The organism is Tannockella kyphosi, from assembly GCF_021054785.1.
GTDB lineage: Bacteria > Bacillota_I > Bacilli_A > Erysipelotrichales > Coprobacillaceae > Tannockella > Tannockella kyphosi.
In genome coordinates this window covers 547,578-561,309 of record NZ_CP088239.1, presented here as the reverse complement: position 1 = coordinate 561,309, position 13,732 = coordinate 547,578, and the positions used below count along the sequence as shown (strand labels likewise).

General features: G+C 31.5%; 15 protein-coding genes. 1 reads left to right on the top strand and 14 read right to left on the bottom strand.

Annotated elements, in window-relative coordinates:
* Positions 1 to 4 precede the first annotated feature (4 nt).
* The 14 genes from LRR82_RS03000 to LRR82_RS02935 form a co-directional block, all read right to left on the bottom strand.
* Positions 5 to 1,315, bottom strand: coding sequence for a TRAM domain-containing protein (locus LRR82_RS03000; RefSeq protein ID WP_249030019.1), 1,311 nt, complete (start codon positions 1,313 to 1,315; stop codon positions 5 to 7).
* 47 nt (positions 1,316 to 1,362) lie between these two features.
* Positions 1,363 to 2,643 carry a hemolysin family protein gene (locus LRR82_RS02995; protein ID WP_249030018.1) on the bottom strand — a complete coding sequence of 427 codons (1,281 nt, stop codon included), beginning with the start codon at positions 2,641 to 2,643 and terminating at the stop codon, positions 1,363 to 1,365.
* An 86-nt stretch (positions 2,644 to 2,729) separates the two neighbouring features.
* Positions 2,730 to 4,637 carry a penicillin-binding transpeptidase domain-containing protein gene (locus LRR82_RS02990; protein ID WP_249030017.1) on the bottom strand — a complete coding sequence of 636 codons (1,908 nt, stop codon included), beginning with the start codon at positions 4,635 to 4,637 and terminating at the stop codon, positions 2,730 to 2,732.
* A gap of 48 nt (positions 4,638 to 4,685) precedes the next feature.
* Positions 4,686 to 6,821 (bottom strand): penicillin-binding protein, encoded by a 2,136-nt coding sequence (locus tag LRR82_RS02985; protein WP_249030016.1) that lies wholly within the window; start codon positions 6,819 to 6,821, stop codon positions 4,686 to 4,688.
* Positions 6,821 to 7,114: a hypothetical protein gene (locus LRR82_RS02980; protein WP_249030015.1), complete on the bottom strand. Its 294-nt coding sequence runs from the start codon at positions 7,112 to 7,114 to the stop codon at positions 6,821 to 6,823. Before LRR82_RS02980 ends, LRR82_RS02985 begins: the two co-directional genes overlap by 1 nt.
* The gene (rsmH, locus tag LRR82_RS02975) at positions 7,101 to 8,048 is read right to left on the bottom strand and encodes a 16S rRNA (cytosine(1402)-N(4))-methyltransferase RsmH (protein WP_249030014.1); all 948 of its coding nucleotides are present in this window, start codon (positions 8,046 to 8,048) and stop codon (positions 7,101 to 7,103) included. The genes LRR82_RS02980 and rsmH overlap by 14 nt, the downstream gene beginning before the upstream one ends.
* Positions 8,049 to 8,060: 12 nt before the next feature.
* Positions 8,061 to 8,486 carry a division/cell wall cluster transcriptional repressor MraZ gene (gene mraZ, locus LRR82_RS02970; RefSeq protein ID WP_249030013.1) on the bottom strand — a complete coding sequence of 142 codons (426 nt, stop codon included), beginning with the start codon at positions 8,484 to 8,486 and terminating at the stop codon, positions 8,061 to 8,063.
* 155 nt (positions 8,487 to 8,641) lie between these two features.
* Entirely contained in the window at positions 8,642 to 8,809 is a 168-nt protein-coding gene (gene rpmF / locus LRR82_RS02965) for a 50S ribosomal protein L32 (protein WP_249030012.1), read from the bottom strand.
* 12 nt (positions 8,810 to 8,821) lie between these two features.
* Positions 8,822 to 9,337 carry a YceD family protein gene (locus LRR82_RS02960; protein ID WP_249030011.1) on the bottom strand — a complete coding sequence of 172 codons (516 nt, stop codon included), beginning with the start codon at positions 9,335 to 9,337 and terminating at the stop codon, positions 8,822 to 8,824.
* A gap of 76 nt (positions 9,338 to 9,413) precedes the next feature.
* On the bottom strand, positions 9,414 to 9,656 hold the full coding sequence (locus tag LRR82_RS02955) for a stage VI sporulation protein F (RefSeq protein WP_249030010.1): 243 nt from the start codon (positions 9,654 to 9,656) through the stop codon (positions 9,414 to 9,416).
* Positions 9,657 to 9,702: 46 nt separating this feature from the next.
* Positions 9,703 to 10,704 carry an NAD(P)H-dependent glycerol-3-phosphate dehydrogenase gene (locus LRR82_RS02950; protein WP_249030009.1) on the bottom strand — a complete coding sequence of 334 codons (1,002 nt, stop codon included), beginning with the start codon at positions 10,702 to 10,704 and terminating at the stop codon, positions 9,703 to 9,705.
* Positions 10,705 to 10,706: 2 nt separating this feature from the next.
* Entirely contained in the window at positions 10,707 to 12,011 is a 1,305-nt protein-coding gene (gene der / locus LRR82_RS02945) for a ribosome biogenesis GTPase Der (RefSeq protein WP_249030008.1), read from the bottom strand.
* A 1-nt stretch (position 12,012) separates the two neighbouring features.
* Positions 12,013 to 12,675, bottom strand: coding sequence for a (d)CMP kinase (cmk, locus tag LRR82_RS02940; RefSeq protein WP_249030007.1), 663 nt, complete (start codon positions 12,673 to 12,675; stop codon positions 12,013 to 12,015).
* 35 nt (positions 12,676 to 12,710) lie between these two features.
* Complete coding sequence (locus tag LRR82_RS02935; RefSeq protein WP_249030006.1) at positions 12,711 to 13,427, bottom strand: hypothetical protein; 717 nt, start codon at positions 13,425 to 13,427, stop codon at positions 12,711 to 12,713.
* 114 nt (positions 13,428 to 13,541) lie between these two features.
* Between LRR82_RS02935 and LRR82_RS02930 the strand changes: the two genes are divergently transcribed.
* Positions 13,542 to 13,730, top strand: coding sequence for a ferredoxin (locus LRR82_RS02930; protein ID WP_249030005.1), 189 nt, complete (start codon positions 13,542 to 13,544; stop codon positions 13,728 to 13,730).
* Positions 13,731 to 13,732 lie beyond the last annotated feature (2 nt).

Sequence of the window (13,732 nt, the reverse complement as noted above, 5' to 3'; positions counted from 1 at the left end):
TTCCCTACTTTCTAACTAGTTTTACAATTGTTGTAACATATGGTGTATATAGATGGGTATCTAATGCTACTATTTTTTCTAAATAATAGCTTTTTTCTAACTCTGCTAAATCTTTAGCAAGAGTGGAATGAGATTCACAACTAATAACAACATTTTTTACTTTTGATAAGAATATACTTTGTTTCATAATATCAGTTAATCCAAAACGGCCATTTTGAATCAAGAAAGTATCACACTCTCTTTTTTTAGCATATAAAACAATCTTATCGTCACTATCCCCTTTTACAAACTTCACATTATCACGATTTAAATATTTTGCATTTAATTTAGCATCTTCAATATGATAATTCTTTTCATCTACTGATATAAAAGGTTTATTACTTAATACTTCTACTAATCCAATTCCACAATTCAATGACAATACTTGTTTACTATCTTCTAATAGTTTTACAATTTCTTTTGCTTTTTTTATTTCCATCTCATAATTTTCACCAATCGATGATTTAATTGATGTTTTAATTTTCTTTCCATCAACATCTAATTCCAAACGAGTACTACCACCTGCTTTAGAATATCCTACTTCATCAAATTCTTGATGTTTTGTAGTATTAACACTAACAAATATTCCTTCTACTCCTTCTATGTTACTAATTAATTGAATAACATCATTATCTAAACCATCTTTACCAGTAATAAATACTAATTGTATTTTATTTTCAATTATTTTTACTTTTAAAAATCTTAGACCTGTTTTAAATTTATCACTATATGTTTTACAATTATTTTCAGTTAGAATTTTTTCTAATTGTTTTAAGCAAGCATTAATTGCTTCATTTTGTTTAAAACAGTTTGTTAATACTGTTAAATATTTACTTTCTCTTTGATAGATACCAAAAGTAATTGTTCCTTTTGAACGAACAATTGGAAGATTTACTTCTTGAATAAATCCTTGTTTGTTTTTTGGTGGAATTACATCTTTAAATACAGTTTTAGATAAATCATAATTCGTATATTTACGAATAGATTCTCTTACTGATTCTTTTTTATATTGTGTTTGTAATGGGTATTTCATATGTAACAAAGAACACCCTAAACAATCTTTATTTAATGAACATGATACTTTAATACGATTCTCACTATACTCTTTAATATTAATTACTTTTGCTTCATAAAATGATCGTGTTTGTTTAACAATATCAACATCCACTATTTCTCCTGGCAAGGCACCTGGAACAAAGGTTATCTTTCTATCTATATAAGTTATCCCTTCTCCATTAATACCAATTTTTTTAATTTCTAAATTTTCTACTTTCATCCTACAATCCTTCCTTGAATAAGAAAAGTCATCTTTAAAGATGACTTTTACTCTTCGTCTTCTTCCTTTTTCACTAACGTTACTAGTAGCTTCTCAATTCTATTTTTATGCATTTCTACTATTTTGAAAATAGCTTCATCTAAAATGATTTGATCATCTACTTCTGGTACTCCACTAAACTGACCTAAAACTAATCCACCAATCGATTCAAAATCTTCTGATTCAAAATTAGTATCAATTTCATCATTAACATCATTCAAACTTAGTGTACCAACTACTAAATACTCATTTTCACTTACTTGCGTAATAGTTTCCTCTTTTTCATCATCGTACTCATCGTCAATTTCACCAACAATTTCTTCTACGATATCTTCAAAAGTCACAATACCTGCCATTACTCCATATTCATCCAAAACAACAGCCAATGTTGCATGCTCCTTACGCATAGAAGCAAATACATCAGATATTTGATTAAACTCATAAACAACAAATGGTTCACGTAAATGATCTTTTACAGAGAATTCCTCTTTTGAACCATCAAAGAACAATAAGTCTTTAATATTTAAAACCCCTACAATTTCATCAAATGATTCACTGTGAACAGGATATCTTGAATATTGTCCACTTTTATATATTTCCTTAAGTTCACCATAAGTACAATCATCACCAATACTTTCAACATGAACTCTAGGAGTCATAATTTCTTTAATTTCCGTATCCCCAAATTCGAACACATTATGAAGCATTTCTTTTTCTTGTTCTTCTAATACACCTTCTTCATGGCCAACAGTAACAATGGTTTTTAATTCTTCTTCTGTCATCGTTGGTCCATTATCGTTATCTGCCCCCATCAGGCGAATGATAAAACCTGTTACAATATTTAAGACAATAACAATTGGTGTAAATATAATATATACAAAATTAATAAATCCAGATATTGATAAAGCAATCGTATCAGCATGTCTTGTAGCAAATGTTTTTGGTGTAATCTCACCAAATATTAAAATACATAACGTTACAAAACCTGTTGCATAAGCAACCATTTGTGCTGAATCACCAAACATCCCAATAACTACAGCCGTTGTTAAGGAAGATGCTCCAATATTCACTAAGTTATTTCCCACTAAAATAGAACTAAATAAACGATCACTATTTGATAACAACTTTTCAACTAATTTCGCTTTCTTATTTCCCTCTTGTGCTAATGTACGGATACGAATTTTATTAACAGATAATAACGCTGTTTCCGTGCATGAAAAAACTCCTGAAAAAATTAATAAAATAACAAATAAAACAATATTTAAAACTTGGGTCTCGCTCGGGTCCACTTTCTCTACAAATCTCCTTTAATATAATTTGACTCAATCATATAATAAATATTAAATATTGTCAAATAAGCTGGCATAGAAGTTTTTTAAACATCACCCAACATAATAACCACCGTTGATCCAACCTCCACACTACTCCCATATCTTGGTAACTGATCAATAACAGTATCACCTGTACCAATAAACTCAAAAGTTAATTGTGTATTCGTAACTTCACTTTTATCTAAACCAATATATTGAGGTACTTCAACCATTTCAGTGTCCCCATATACACTTACTTTAGGAATTTGTTCTTCTACTTGTTCTATTTCTAAGATAGGCAAAATATCTAAAAACATATTTCTAGCAATCGGGGCAACTGTAGTACCCCCATATTGAATACAGTTTTTAGGGTTATCCATCGCAATATATAATACAATTTGTGGATCATCAACAGGTGCAATACCAATAAAAGATAAAATATATTCCCCCTCCATATATTGACCATCTTCTACCTTTTGAGCTGTTCCTGTTTTACCACCTATCCGATAACCATCAATATAAGCATTCTTACCTCCTCCATCACTAACCACTGTTTCTAAAGCATCTAACAATAACTCCGATGTCTCTTTTGAAACAATATTTTCTGTTACAATCGTAGGACTATTTTGGAAAAGTGTTTCGTTTGTAGTAGGATCAATAATAGCATTCACAATATAAGGTGTATATAAAGTCCCACCATTAATAGCTGCACTGACTGCTGTTACTAATTGAATAGCTGTAATAGATATCCCTTGTCCAAAAGCAACAGTAGCCTGTTCCAACTCATTAAAATTATCATAATCAAACATAATACCCGTTGATTCTCCTGGTAAGTCAATTCCCGTTTTTGTTGTTAAACCAAAATCAACAATATAATTATATAAATTATCTTTCCCAAGCATTTGACCAATATGCACAAAACCCGGATTCGAAGAATTTTGCAAAACTTCTCGATAGGTTTGTAGACCATGTCCCCCTTCTTTCCAAGAACTAATTTTAGTCCCACCTACATATTCATACCCTATATCATAATAAGTATCTTCATCCATATCAAATAAACCTTCATTTAATGCAGCCCCAAAAGTTAATATCTTAAAAGTAGATCCGGGCTCATACGTACGAAAAATAGGTGTGTTTTGGTTATATATTTCTTCACTACTATTTTGATAATCATTTGGATCAAAATCTGGTTTTGATGACATTGCTAGTATTTCTCCAGTCTGAGGATCCATTGCAATCGCCCATATACTATCAGGATTATATGTATCATAAGCATTATTTAACTCTCTTTCCACAACATCTTGTATATCACTATCAATTGTTAATTGTAATGTATAACCCTCTTGTGGGGCAATATAATCACTAGCATACATATCTAAATTATTCCCTTTCGCATCCATATAGTAATCTATAGAACCATTCGTTCCCGTTAAATATTCATCATATTCTACTTCTAAGCCCAACAATCCTTGATTATCTATCCCTACAAAACCCAAACAATGACTTAAATAATTACTGTTTGGATAATAACGTAAAGAGTCTTTAATTAAATAAACGCCTGCTAATTTAAGTCTATCAATTTGCATCGCAACATCATCCTCTAACTGCCTTCCCTCAGGAGAAATTCTTTCAATCGATACATTCTTCGATAGTTTTTCAACCAATACTTCAACATCTACTCCTAAAATAGTACTTAACTTATCAGCAGTATAAGCAATATCTTGAATTTGACTTGGAATAACTACTAATGATGTAGTAGTTAAGCTTGTTGCTAAAACTTCTCCATCTATATCTATAATCTCCCCACGATTTGCCTCTACTGGAAAAGAACGTTGCCATAACTCCAAAGCATTATCATATATAAATTGAAAATCAATAATTTGAACATAAACACATTTAATAACAATGAAAACTGCAATAATAATAGCTCCACATAATACTTTATTCAACTTTCTTTTTGTTATCTCAAACACTTAATCACCCCTTTTTATAATATATAAAAAAAGAGTAAGGAATATTCCTTACTCAATCGTGATAGTTAATAATTCACTGCCATCATAAATAGTACTTGCCTCTATGCTTTGGCTAACCACATATCCTGATTCACCTTCAATAAGTGTATCTATATTAGCCATATTGCAATATGTTAAAACATCTTTTCTTGACCACCCTGTGAAATCAGGAATCGTAATTTGTGTTCCATCTGTTTTCAAGAACACCTGATCATTGGTTGTAATAATAGTTTGACTAGTTGGTTCTTGTTCGATGATTGTATCCCCATTTCCTATTAGTTGAACGGAAACTTGTTTTGATTCTAAAGAAGATGTAGCATAACTAGTACTTTGGTTAATATAACTTCCTAATTCAAAAGATAATTGGACACTATCTTCATATTCACTTTGACTTTGCACTGCTAAGGATGTACTAATCATATTTGTTACAAATTCTGCCAAATAAGCACCTGCTGATTCTCCATTTGAATTATACTCAGGAGACTGAATTGAAACATAAATAATTATTTCAGAATCTTCTCCTTCATAAGACGCTATCCCTGCAAATGACTTAATATTAACATCTGTTCGATAGCCTGAATATCCATCACTGCGAGCTACTTGGGCTGTCCCTGTTTTCCCCATTACTGTCACACCATCGACTTGATAAGCTGTTGCAATCGAAACATCACCATAAATATTATTTAATAACATTTCATTCATAGTATCTATTGTTTCACTAGAGAAAATTTGCTGTGAATAAGTTGTTTTCCCAACATAACTTACTTCCCCAGTTTCTTCATTTACAATTTTTTCAACAAAATATGGTTCTACCGTTTTTCCATCATTCGCAAATACACTATAAGCTCGTAACATTTGATAAGCAGTTACCGTAGATCCTTGTCCAAAAGATGTCGTTAAATACTCTAAAGGCCCATTATCATAGCCGGCAATACCTGCAGCTGAAGTCATTCCATCCACTTCTGTTGAACTAAAGAATCCTAGTTCTAAATAATCAGCTATTAATTCATCTTCATCTACATAACTATTCGCAATCGTAACAACACCAACATTACTTGATAGGGCTAATCCATCTTCAAAAGTAATATCTCCAAAACCTACACCATTATTCCAATCACTAATTGTTGTTGAACTATCAAAAACATACTTACCTGATGTATACAACTGATTTGTTGGGAATAATCCCTGATCTACTGAACTAGCGTATACAAAGGGTTTAAATACCGAACCACACTCATAAGCAGTTTCAATAAAGAAATTTGTATAATTCTCTACATCTCTAACATTAGGATCAAAACTAGGATAATTACTCATCGCTAATATTTTACCAGTCGTCGCCTCCATAATAGCCACTGTCCCAAGTTCAACTTCTGCATTTTCAGCTAATTCTTGAAATGCAATATCTAAATCTTTTTGAATCGTACTATTAATCGTTAAGTATAAATCACTTCCATCCACACTATCTACTTGTTCTACAATCCCATCTGGTAAAACATAATTATTAACATCACTTTGATAAACAATATAACCATCTTCCCCAGATAATTCATCATTATATACTAATTCAAATCCCATCTTTCCAACTATCTTAGAAACAGTATCTGTTTCCGTAATACTATAACCCACTAAGTAACTTGCAAAATCACCATAAGGATAATTACGTGTACTAGTTTCTGTGAATACTAATCCTGGTATTTCAAGAGCTTCAATAGCGTTCTTTGTAATAGTAGAAAGATTACTACCATAACTACCAAACTCTACTTGATAACTATCTTTTGATAAAGTAACCAGAAGTTCTGCTTCATCCATTCCTAAAATAGGTGCTAATAACTCTGCTGCTTCTTCTATATCCACTACATAATTTGCACTCCCATCAGCATAAAGATTATATTCTGATAAAATAGCTGCTAACTTATATCTAGTAACAGTCGTTGCTACAACTTCACCATCACTTGTATAGATATCACCCCTTTGAGCTACCGTTGTAACTGTTTTCGTGTTTCTATCCTCCGCATAACTAGCTATATCACTTTGACTTAAAAAATGTTTCCCTGTAATCCCCAAATAAAGAATATTTGCACATATTAAGAATATAGTAAAAGAAAAGACAAAGGATAACATTTTTGTTCCTTTAAATCTTTTCATTATTGTACAACCTCACTTGTTGATGTATATCTTGCCGCTGTCGCATCACTTTGGTAAGTATAACCATTTGCTACAGCTATTTCACTTAGTCTTTCAAACGAACCTAATTCCTGTACCTCCATCGTTAGAGAATCAATAGAAGCTTCTATATCTTCTATTTCATTTTCTATCGATTGACAATTAATATTGTAAAAATATTCAAATCCACTCAATCCTACAAAAACAAAAATAAATACAGTTCCTGTTAAAAAGAAGATTCTTCTAGCAAATCTTTCAAATTTAGTTGTTTTCATCTTCTTTCACCCTTTCTATTATTCTTAATTTTGCCGAATGAGCACGATTATTAGCTTCTAGTTCTTCTTGGCTAGCAATGATTGCTTTTCGATTAATTAGTTTAAATTTTGGTAATAAATATTCTGGAATAACTGGTAACATTAGTGGAACATCTTGTTGCTTCGATACTTCCTGAAAAGCATATTTACAAATTTTATCTTCTAAACTATGAAAAGTAATAACCGATATTCTACCATGAACATTTAACATAGATAATGAATCTTTTAAAGCAATATCAAATACATGTAACTCATCATTTACGGCAATACGTAATGCTTGAAAAGTACGTTTTGCTGGATGACCACCTTTTCTTCTAGCTGGAGCAGGGATTGCATCTTTAATGATTTCTACTAATTCAAATGTTGTTTCAATTGGTTGTTTTTCTCTTTGTGCTTCTATTTTTCTTGCAATTTGTTTTGCAAACTTTTCATCAGCGTATTGGAATAAAATACGAACAATCTTCTCATATGTCCAACTATTCACAATTGTATAAGCATCTAATTCTTGGTTTAAATCCATTCTCATATCTAAACGAGCATCGTGATTATAACTAAATCCTCTTTCTCCAATATCAAATTGTGGCGAAGAAACACCTAAGTCAAATAATATTCCGTCAATTTTAGATATTCCTAATTTTTCTAACTCTTCTTTTACGTGTATAAAATTTGAATAAATAATGGTATAGTTTGAACCAACTTTATCTAATCTTGTTCTCGCCTCTTGAATAGCCATCTGATCTTGATCAAAACAGTACAAATGACCTGTTGTTAATTTTGATAAAATAGCACTACTATGTCCTGCTCCACCTAATGTAGCGTCGACATAAATTCCATCTTCTTTTATATTCAGCCCGTCAACAGCTTCATTTAGTAATACAGTTACATGATTAAACATTACGTTCTCCTTTTATATATCATTTAGTGAATCATAGTTTTCCTCTACATCATCACAATTGTCATCATAGTATTCATCCCAAACTTCTTGATTCCAAATTTCAACATGATCACCGACACCGATGACAGCACAGTCTTTTTCAAGCTTAGCATGATCAATTAATTTACTAGGGATGTTAATTCTACCTAATTTATCAAACTCACAAATCTCCGCTCTTGAAGTAATCATACGAAACAAAGAACGTGATTGTTTGTTGTTTTTAGGAAGTGTTAATAGTTTGGAATAATATTCATCCCAACCTTCTACTGTATAAAGTGCTAAACAACCTTCAAAACCACGAGTAATAACAATACTCGTTCCACATTGTTCTCTAAATTTTGATGGAATAATCAAACGCCCTTTGGCATCGATTCCATGTTTATACTCATTCATAAACATAATAATTTACCACCTTTTAACACTTTCTCTCACTTAGTAACACTTATTACCACTATTATATACTGAAAAAGCAAAAAAGTATAGTTAAAATCAATAAAAAAACAATAAAAAAAAGACACGATTTCTCGTGTCTTTTCTTAAATAATAAATATTAATTATAATACTTTTTGACCTTTGTAAGTTCCACAGTGTTTACATACTTTATGAGATAATTTGTATTCTCCACATTCTGGACATACAACTACTGCTGGTGCACTTAATTTATCATGTGTTCTTCTTTTTCTTTTTACCGTTTTTGATACTCGTCTAAATGGTACTGCCATCGTCTTTTCCTCCTATTTGTCTTTGAAATAATCTTTTAATTTAGCTAATCTTGGATCAATATAATCATCATCCTTCGTTTCACTTTCATCTTTGAAGATTTTCCAACCTTTTCCTTCTACTTGAATCGATGCATCTTCTTTCACAACGCGCATTGGCACTTCAATCATAATATTCTCGAACACTATTGGTGTTAGATCAACCATGTTTTTCTTTACCTCATGCACTTCTTCAAGAGGGTCGGGTTTTTCGAAAGAAAATACTTCTTGTGTTTGAATATCGAAAGGATAATCTACTTCATCTAACGTTAAGGCACATGGTAATACCATGACTCCTTTAATAGACAATTCTACATAAAGTCTTTTCTCTTTTACATCAAGATTCCCGGTTCCTTGAACTGTTACGTCTTTTAGGTTATTAATTTGTGCGAATTTTTCAAACATTTCCTGAGGGAATATAATTGCCTCATCAATTTCGAAATATCCTTGATGTTTTACTATCCATTGTAAGTTGTATTTCAATTTAATCACCTTCTATAACCGCAATGATTATTATAAACATGTTCCCTTTAAAAGTCAATGACTATTGTTATTGTTTTCTTATTTTTTACAACATTTTTTCAATCTCTTTAGGTACTTTGTTATTTTTTATTGCTTGTACTAATTTTTCTTTTTTTGTAGCATCAATTTGCTTATTCGTGATTGTACAGACTGTGTCTATAAAATCTCGAACATCTTCTTCTTTTTTTAAGTTTTTAGTTTGTAATATATTTGCTAGAGCAAATATATCTTCTTTTTTTACATTCGTTTTTTTAACAACTTTATCAATAATTGGATCATTATTTTGCATTTTGTCACCCCTCATCTTACTATATGAGTGGATTTAAAATATGTTCCTATTCCCCTTTTAATTCCCTAGCCATCAAGTCTGCTATCACCTCTTTAGGTAACGCTTCTTCGTACAATACTTTATAAATAGAATTAATAATTGGAATTTCAATATCTGGATATTTTTTAGCATCTTCATGGATTACTTTACATGTACGAATCCCTTCGCATGTTTTTGTGTTATTTTCCATAAAGCTTTTTGCATCATTTAAACACCCTATTTCTAAGCCTGCTTGAAAGTTACGAGAATGATGACTACTACAAGTAACAATTAAATCTCCTACTCCTGTAAGGCCTAAATATGTTTCTAAACGACCACCTTTTTTCATACCATAACGAACCATTTCAGCAAGCCCTCTAGTAATAAGTGCTGCCTTTGTGTTATCGCCATATCCTAATCCAGTTAAAACACCTGCTGCTACGGCAATTACATTTTTAATTGCAACACCATATTCAGCTCCAACTTCATCATCCAGGTGATATACTCTAAAATATTCATTAGAAAATAATCTTTGAACATCTTTCGCACAAGTTTCATCTAGAGATACTGCACAGACAGTTGTTAACATTCGTACAACTACTTCTTCAGCATGACTTGGTCCAATTAGTGATACTACTGGATAAATATAAGAATCATCCAAAACAGCACGAATCGTTTTAGACATACGCATATTGGATGTTAAATCAAATCCTTTTGAAGCATTTACTACCGTTATTTTTTCTTTTAAGAAAGGTTTTACTTTTTCTAACGTATCTTTTACTACATGCGTTGGAACTGTAATCAATATGTAACTAGCTCCTTCAAGAACTTCTTGTAAATCAGAAGAAGCAACAATCTCTTCTTCTAATTGCACATCTTTAAAGAATTGGCTGTTACAATGATTGTTATTAATATCATTAATTTGTGATTGTTCTACTCCATACATCATAACTTGATGTCCGTTATCCACTAAAATACGACTTAAAGCAGTAGCCCAGCTACCTGTTCCTAAAACTGCAATACGTGCCATAATTAATCTCTCTTTCTACAAATAATATGTAGGGGAGTCCCCTCAAAACCAAATGCTTCACGTAAACGATTTTCTAAATATCGTTTGTAACTAAAATGCATATATTGTGGATCATTTACAAATAATACAAAAGTTGGAGGACATGTACTTACTTGATTTGCAAAGTAAATTTTTAATCTACCACCTTCAAATGTTGTTGTTGGATTCATTGCTTGAGCATCAATTAATACATCATTTAAAACACTTGTTTGAATTCTCTTACGTGAATTTTGATATCCTTCTTGAATTAATGGGAATAATTGTTGTACTCTTTGTTTTGTTTTTGCAGAAACAAAGATAATACGTGCATAATCTAAATATTTAAATTGTGTACGTAATTCTTTTTCTGTTTTTTGCATTGTTTTTTCGTCTTTTTCGACCATATCCCATTTATTAACAACTAAAATAACTGCTTTTCCTGCTTCATGAGCATATCCAGCAACATGTTTATCTTGTTCAATGATACCATTATCAGCATCTACTACTACTAAGATAACATCACTTTTTTCAATCGAACCAAGTGCTCTTAATATAGAATACTTTTCTACACTTTCGTATATTTTTCCTTTTTTACGCATACCAGCAGTATCAACTACCGTATATAATTGTCCATCTTTTTCAAAAGATGTATCAATTGCATCTCTTGTTGTCCCTTCAATATTAGAAACAATAACTCTATCTTCTCCTAAAATTGCATTTGTTAAAGATGACTTACCAACATTAGGACGTCCAATGATAGAAAAACGAATATCTTCATGATCATCTATTTCTTCTTCATTAGGCATTTGTTTAATGATTTCATCTAATAAATCACCCATCCCAATACCATGGCTTCCTGATATAGGCATTGGATCTCCAACCCCTAAAGCATAAAACTCATAAATTGCATCCTTAAATGCTACATCATCAATTTTATTTACTGCTAAAATAACTGGTTTTCTAGAACGTTGTAGTAATCTTGCTACATATTCATCTTCTCTAGTTACTCCTTCACGACCATTTACAACAAATATAATTACATCTGCTTCATCAATCGCTATTTCTGCTTGCATTTGGATTTGTGTTGTAAAATCCGCATTCTCTAATTCAATTCCACCCGTATCTATTAAACGGAACTCTCTTGTTAACCAAGAAGCCTTGGCATAAATACGATCTCTCGTTACACCTGCGACATCTTCTACAATCGATACTCGTTCTCCAATAATACGATTAAATACTGTTGACTTTCCTACATTGGCTCTACCAACAATTGCTACTACTCCTGCCATATTATAATCCTACTTTCTTTACTAAATTCATTATTTCATCAACTACTTCCTGCAAAGACATAGTAGAGGTATCAATTTCTATTGCATCCTCTGCTTTTTTTAAAGGAGAAATTGCACGATTCATATCTTGATAATCTCTTTGTTCAATGTCTTTTGTAATTGCTTCTAAATCTGCTTCCATGCCTCTTTCAAGGTTTTCTTTATAACGTCTCATTGCTCTTGTTTTTACACTTGCCTGTTGATATATCTTTAATTGAGCATTTGGTAAAACAACAGTACCAATATCTCTACCATCTAAAATAACTCCTCCAGATAAAGCCATAAGTCGTTGTTGTTCTACTAAAAAAGTACGAACAGCTTGATAGCTAGATACTTTGCTTGTCATCATTGATATTTCATCACTACGAATAAGTCCACTTACATTTTGATCATTTAAGAAAACATTATTATTTTGATCAATATGAATATGTATATTCGTCAATATAGATGTTATTAAATCTTCATTTTGGATATCAATACCATTTGTTTTTACATAATATGCAACACAACGATACATCGCTCCTGTATCAATATAAGCATAGTTTAACTGTTTTGCAATTAATTTAGCAATGGTGCTTTTCCCTGCTGCTGATGGCCCATCTATTGCTATTGCTATTCTTTCCATAATTCCTCCTTAAAAAAACTAAGGCTAGCCTTAGTTTACATAAATATTTGTGAAACAATCATACCACATAATACTACAAAAACCACTACTAAAGCAACAATAATATAATTTAAAATCTTAATAAGTGGACTATCTTGGTCAATTTCTTCCATTTCAACTTCTTCTTTTGCCACTACTTTTGGTTCTTTTACAAAAACAGGTATTATTTCTTTTTCTGGCACTTCAAAAACAATCTCTTGCTTTTCTACTTTTTTAGGCTCTTTATCTAAGACTTCTTGCACTTTTTTGACATCCTCTTTTGGCGACATCGCACTTAAACGTTCCATTAGTGTCATCTTAGGTAACTCTTCTTGTACCACTTCTGGTTCTTGTTGCTTAACAGCAGTAAAATGTCCCATCTCAAAGCTACTTGTAGCTTGGTCATCCACTACTTGAGTTGATACAGTTTGAGGATTACGAATCTTACTTAAAATATCTAAACGAGTATTATACTCTTCTTCTTTACCAGTACTAGTTTTTACGCTACGTAATACACGATCCACTTCATGAGCTTGTTGTTGTTTCAATTGCTCAAATGTAATTGCTTCTACTAACGTATCATTTTCAACAGGCTCTTTTTTTGGTATAAACGCTAAAAAATCATCATCTTCTGTTTTTTCTTGCGTAAGTTCTACATCACGTTGGATACCTGCTTCTTCTTTTATGCTTTCTCTTAATTGTTTGTATTTATTTACACGACTTGATTCTGCCATTTTATCACCATCCTTTGTTCATTATAACACGTTTTTAATTTTAAATTACATTTTTATAGAAAAAAAATACAATTTGGGTTATACTTTTATTATCTTAATAAGGAGGGTAAACTCATGGCAAAAGCATTAGTAAACGAAACTTGCATCGGATGTGGAGCATGTGTTGGCGTAGCACCAAGCGTTTTTGATTTAGGCGACGAAGGTCTAGCCGTTTGTATTGTTGATGGTGACTTAGGCGACAATGAAGATGCTGCTAAAGAAGCAGCTGAATGTTGTCCTGTTGAAGCAATCACAGTAGAATAAAT

Excerpts from the sequence above, each read along its gene's own strand:
- LRR82_RS03000 (WP_249030019.1), bottom strand. The coding sequence starts at position 1,315 with ATGAAAGTAGAAAATTTAGAAATTAAAAAAATTGGTATTAATGGAGAA.
- LRR82_RS02985 (WP_249030016.1), bottom strand. The coding sequence starts at position 6,821 with ATGAAAAGATTTAAAGGAACAAAAATGTTATCCTTTGTCTTTTCTTTT.
- LRR82_RS02980 (WP_249030015.1), bottom strand. The coding sequence starts at position 7,114 with ATGAAAACAACTAAATTTGAAAGATTTGCTAGAAGAATCTTCTTTTTA.
- rsmH (WP_249030014.1), bottom strand. The coding sequence starts at position 8,048 with ATGTTTAATCATGTAACTGTATTACTAAATGAAGCTGTTGACGGGCTG.
- mraZ (WP_249030013.1), bottom strand. The coding sequence starts at position 8,486 with ATGTTTATGAATGAGTATAAACATGGAATCGATGCCAAAGGGCGTTTG.
- rpmF (WP_249030012.1), bottom strand. The coding sequence starts at position 8,809 with ATGGCAGTACCATTTAGACGAGTATCAAAAACGGTAAAAAGAAAAAGA.
- LRR82_RS02955 (WP_249030010.1), bottom strand. The coding sequence starts at position 9,656 with ATGCAAAATAATGATCCAATTATTGATAAAGTTGTTAAAAAAACGAAT.
- LRR82_RS02950 (WP_249030009.1), bottom strand. The coding sequence starts at position 10,704 with ATGGCACGTATTGCAGTTTTAGGAACAGGTAGCTGGGCTACTGCTTTA.
- der (WP_249030008.1), bottom strand. The coding sequence starts at position 12,011 with ATGGCAGGAGTAGTAGCAATTGTTGGTAGAGCCAATGTAGGAAAGTCA.
- cmk (WP_249030007.1), bottom strand. The coding sequence starts at position 12,675 with ATGGAAAGAATAGCAATAGCAATAGATGGGCCATCAGCAGCAGGGAAA.
- LRR82_RS02935 (WP_249030006.1), bottom strand. The coding sequence starts at position 13,427 with ATGGCAGAATCAAGTCGTGTAAATAAATACAAACAATTAAGAGAAAGC.
- LRR82_RS02930 (WP_249030005.1), top strand. The coding sequence starts at position 13,542 with ATGGCAAAAGCATTAGTAAACGAAACTTGCATCGGATGTGGAGCATGT.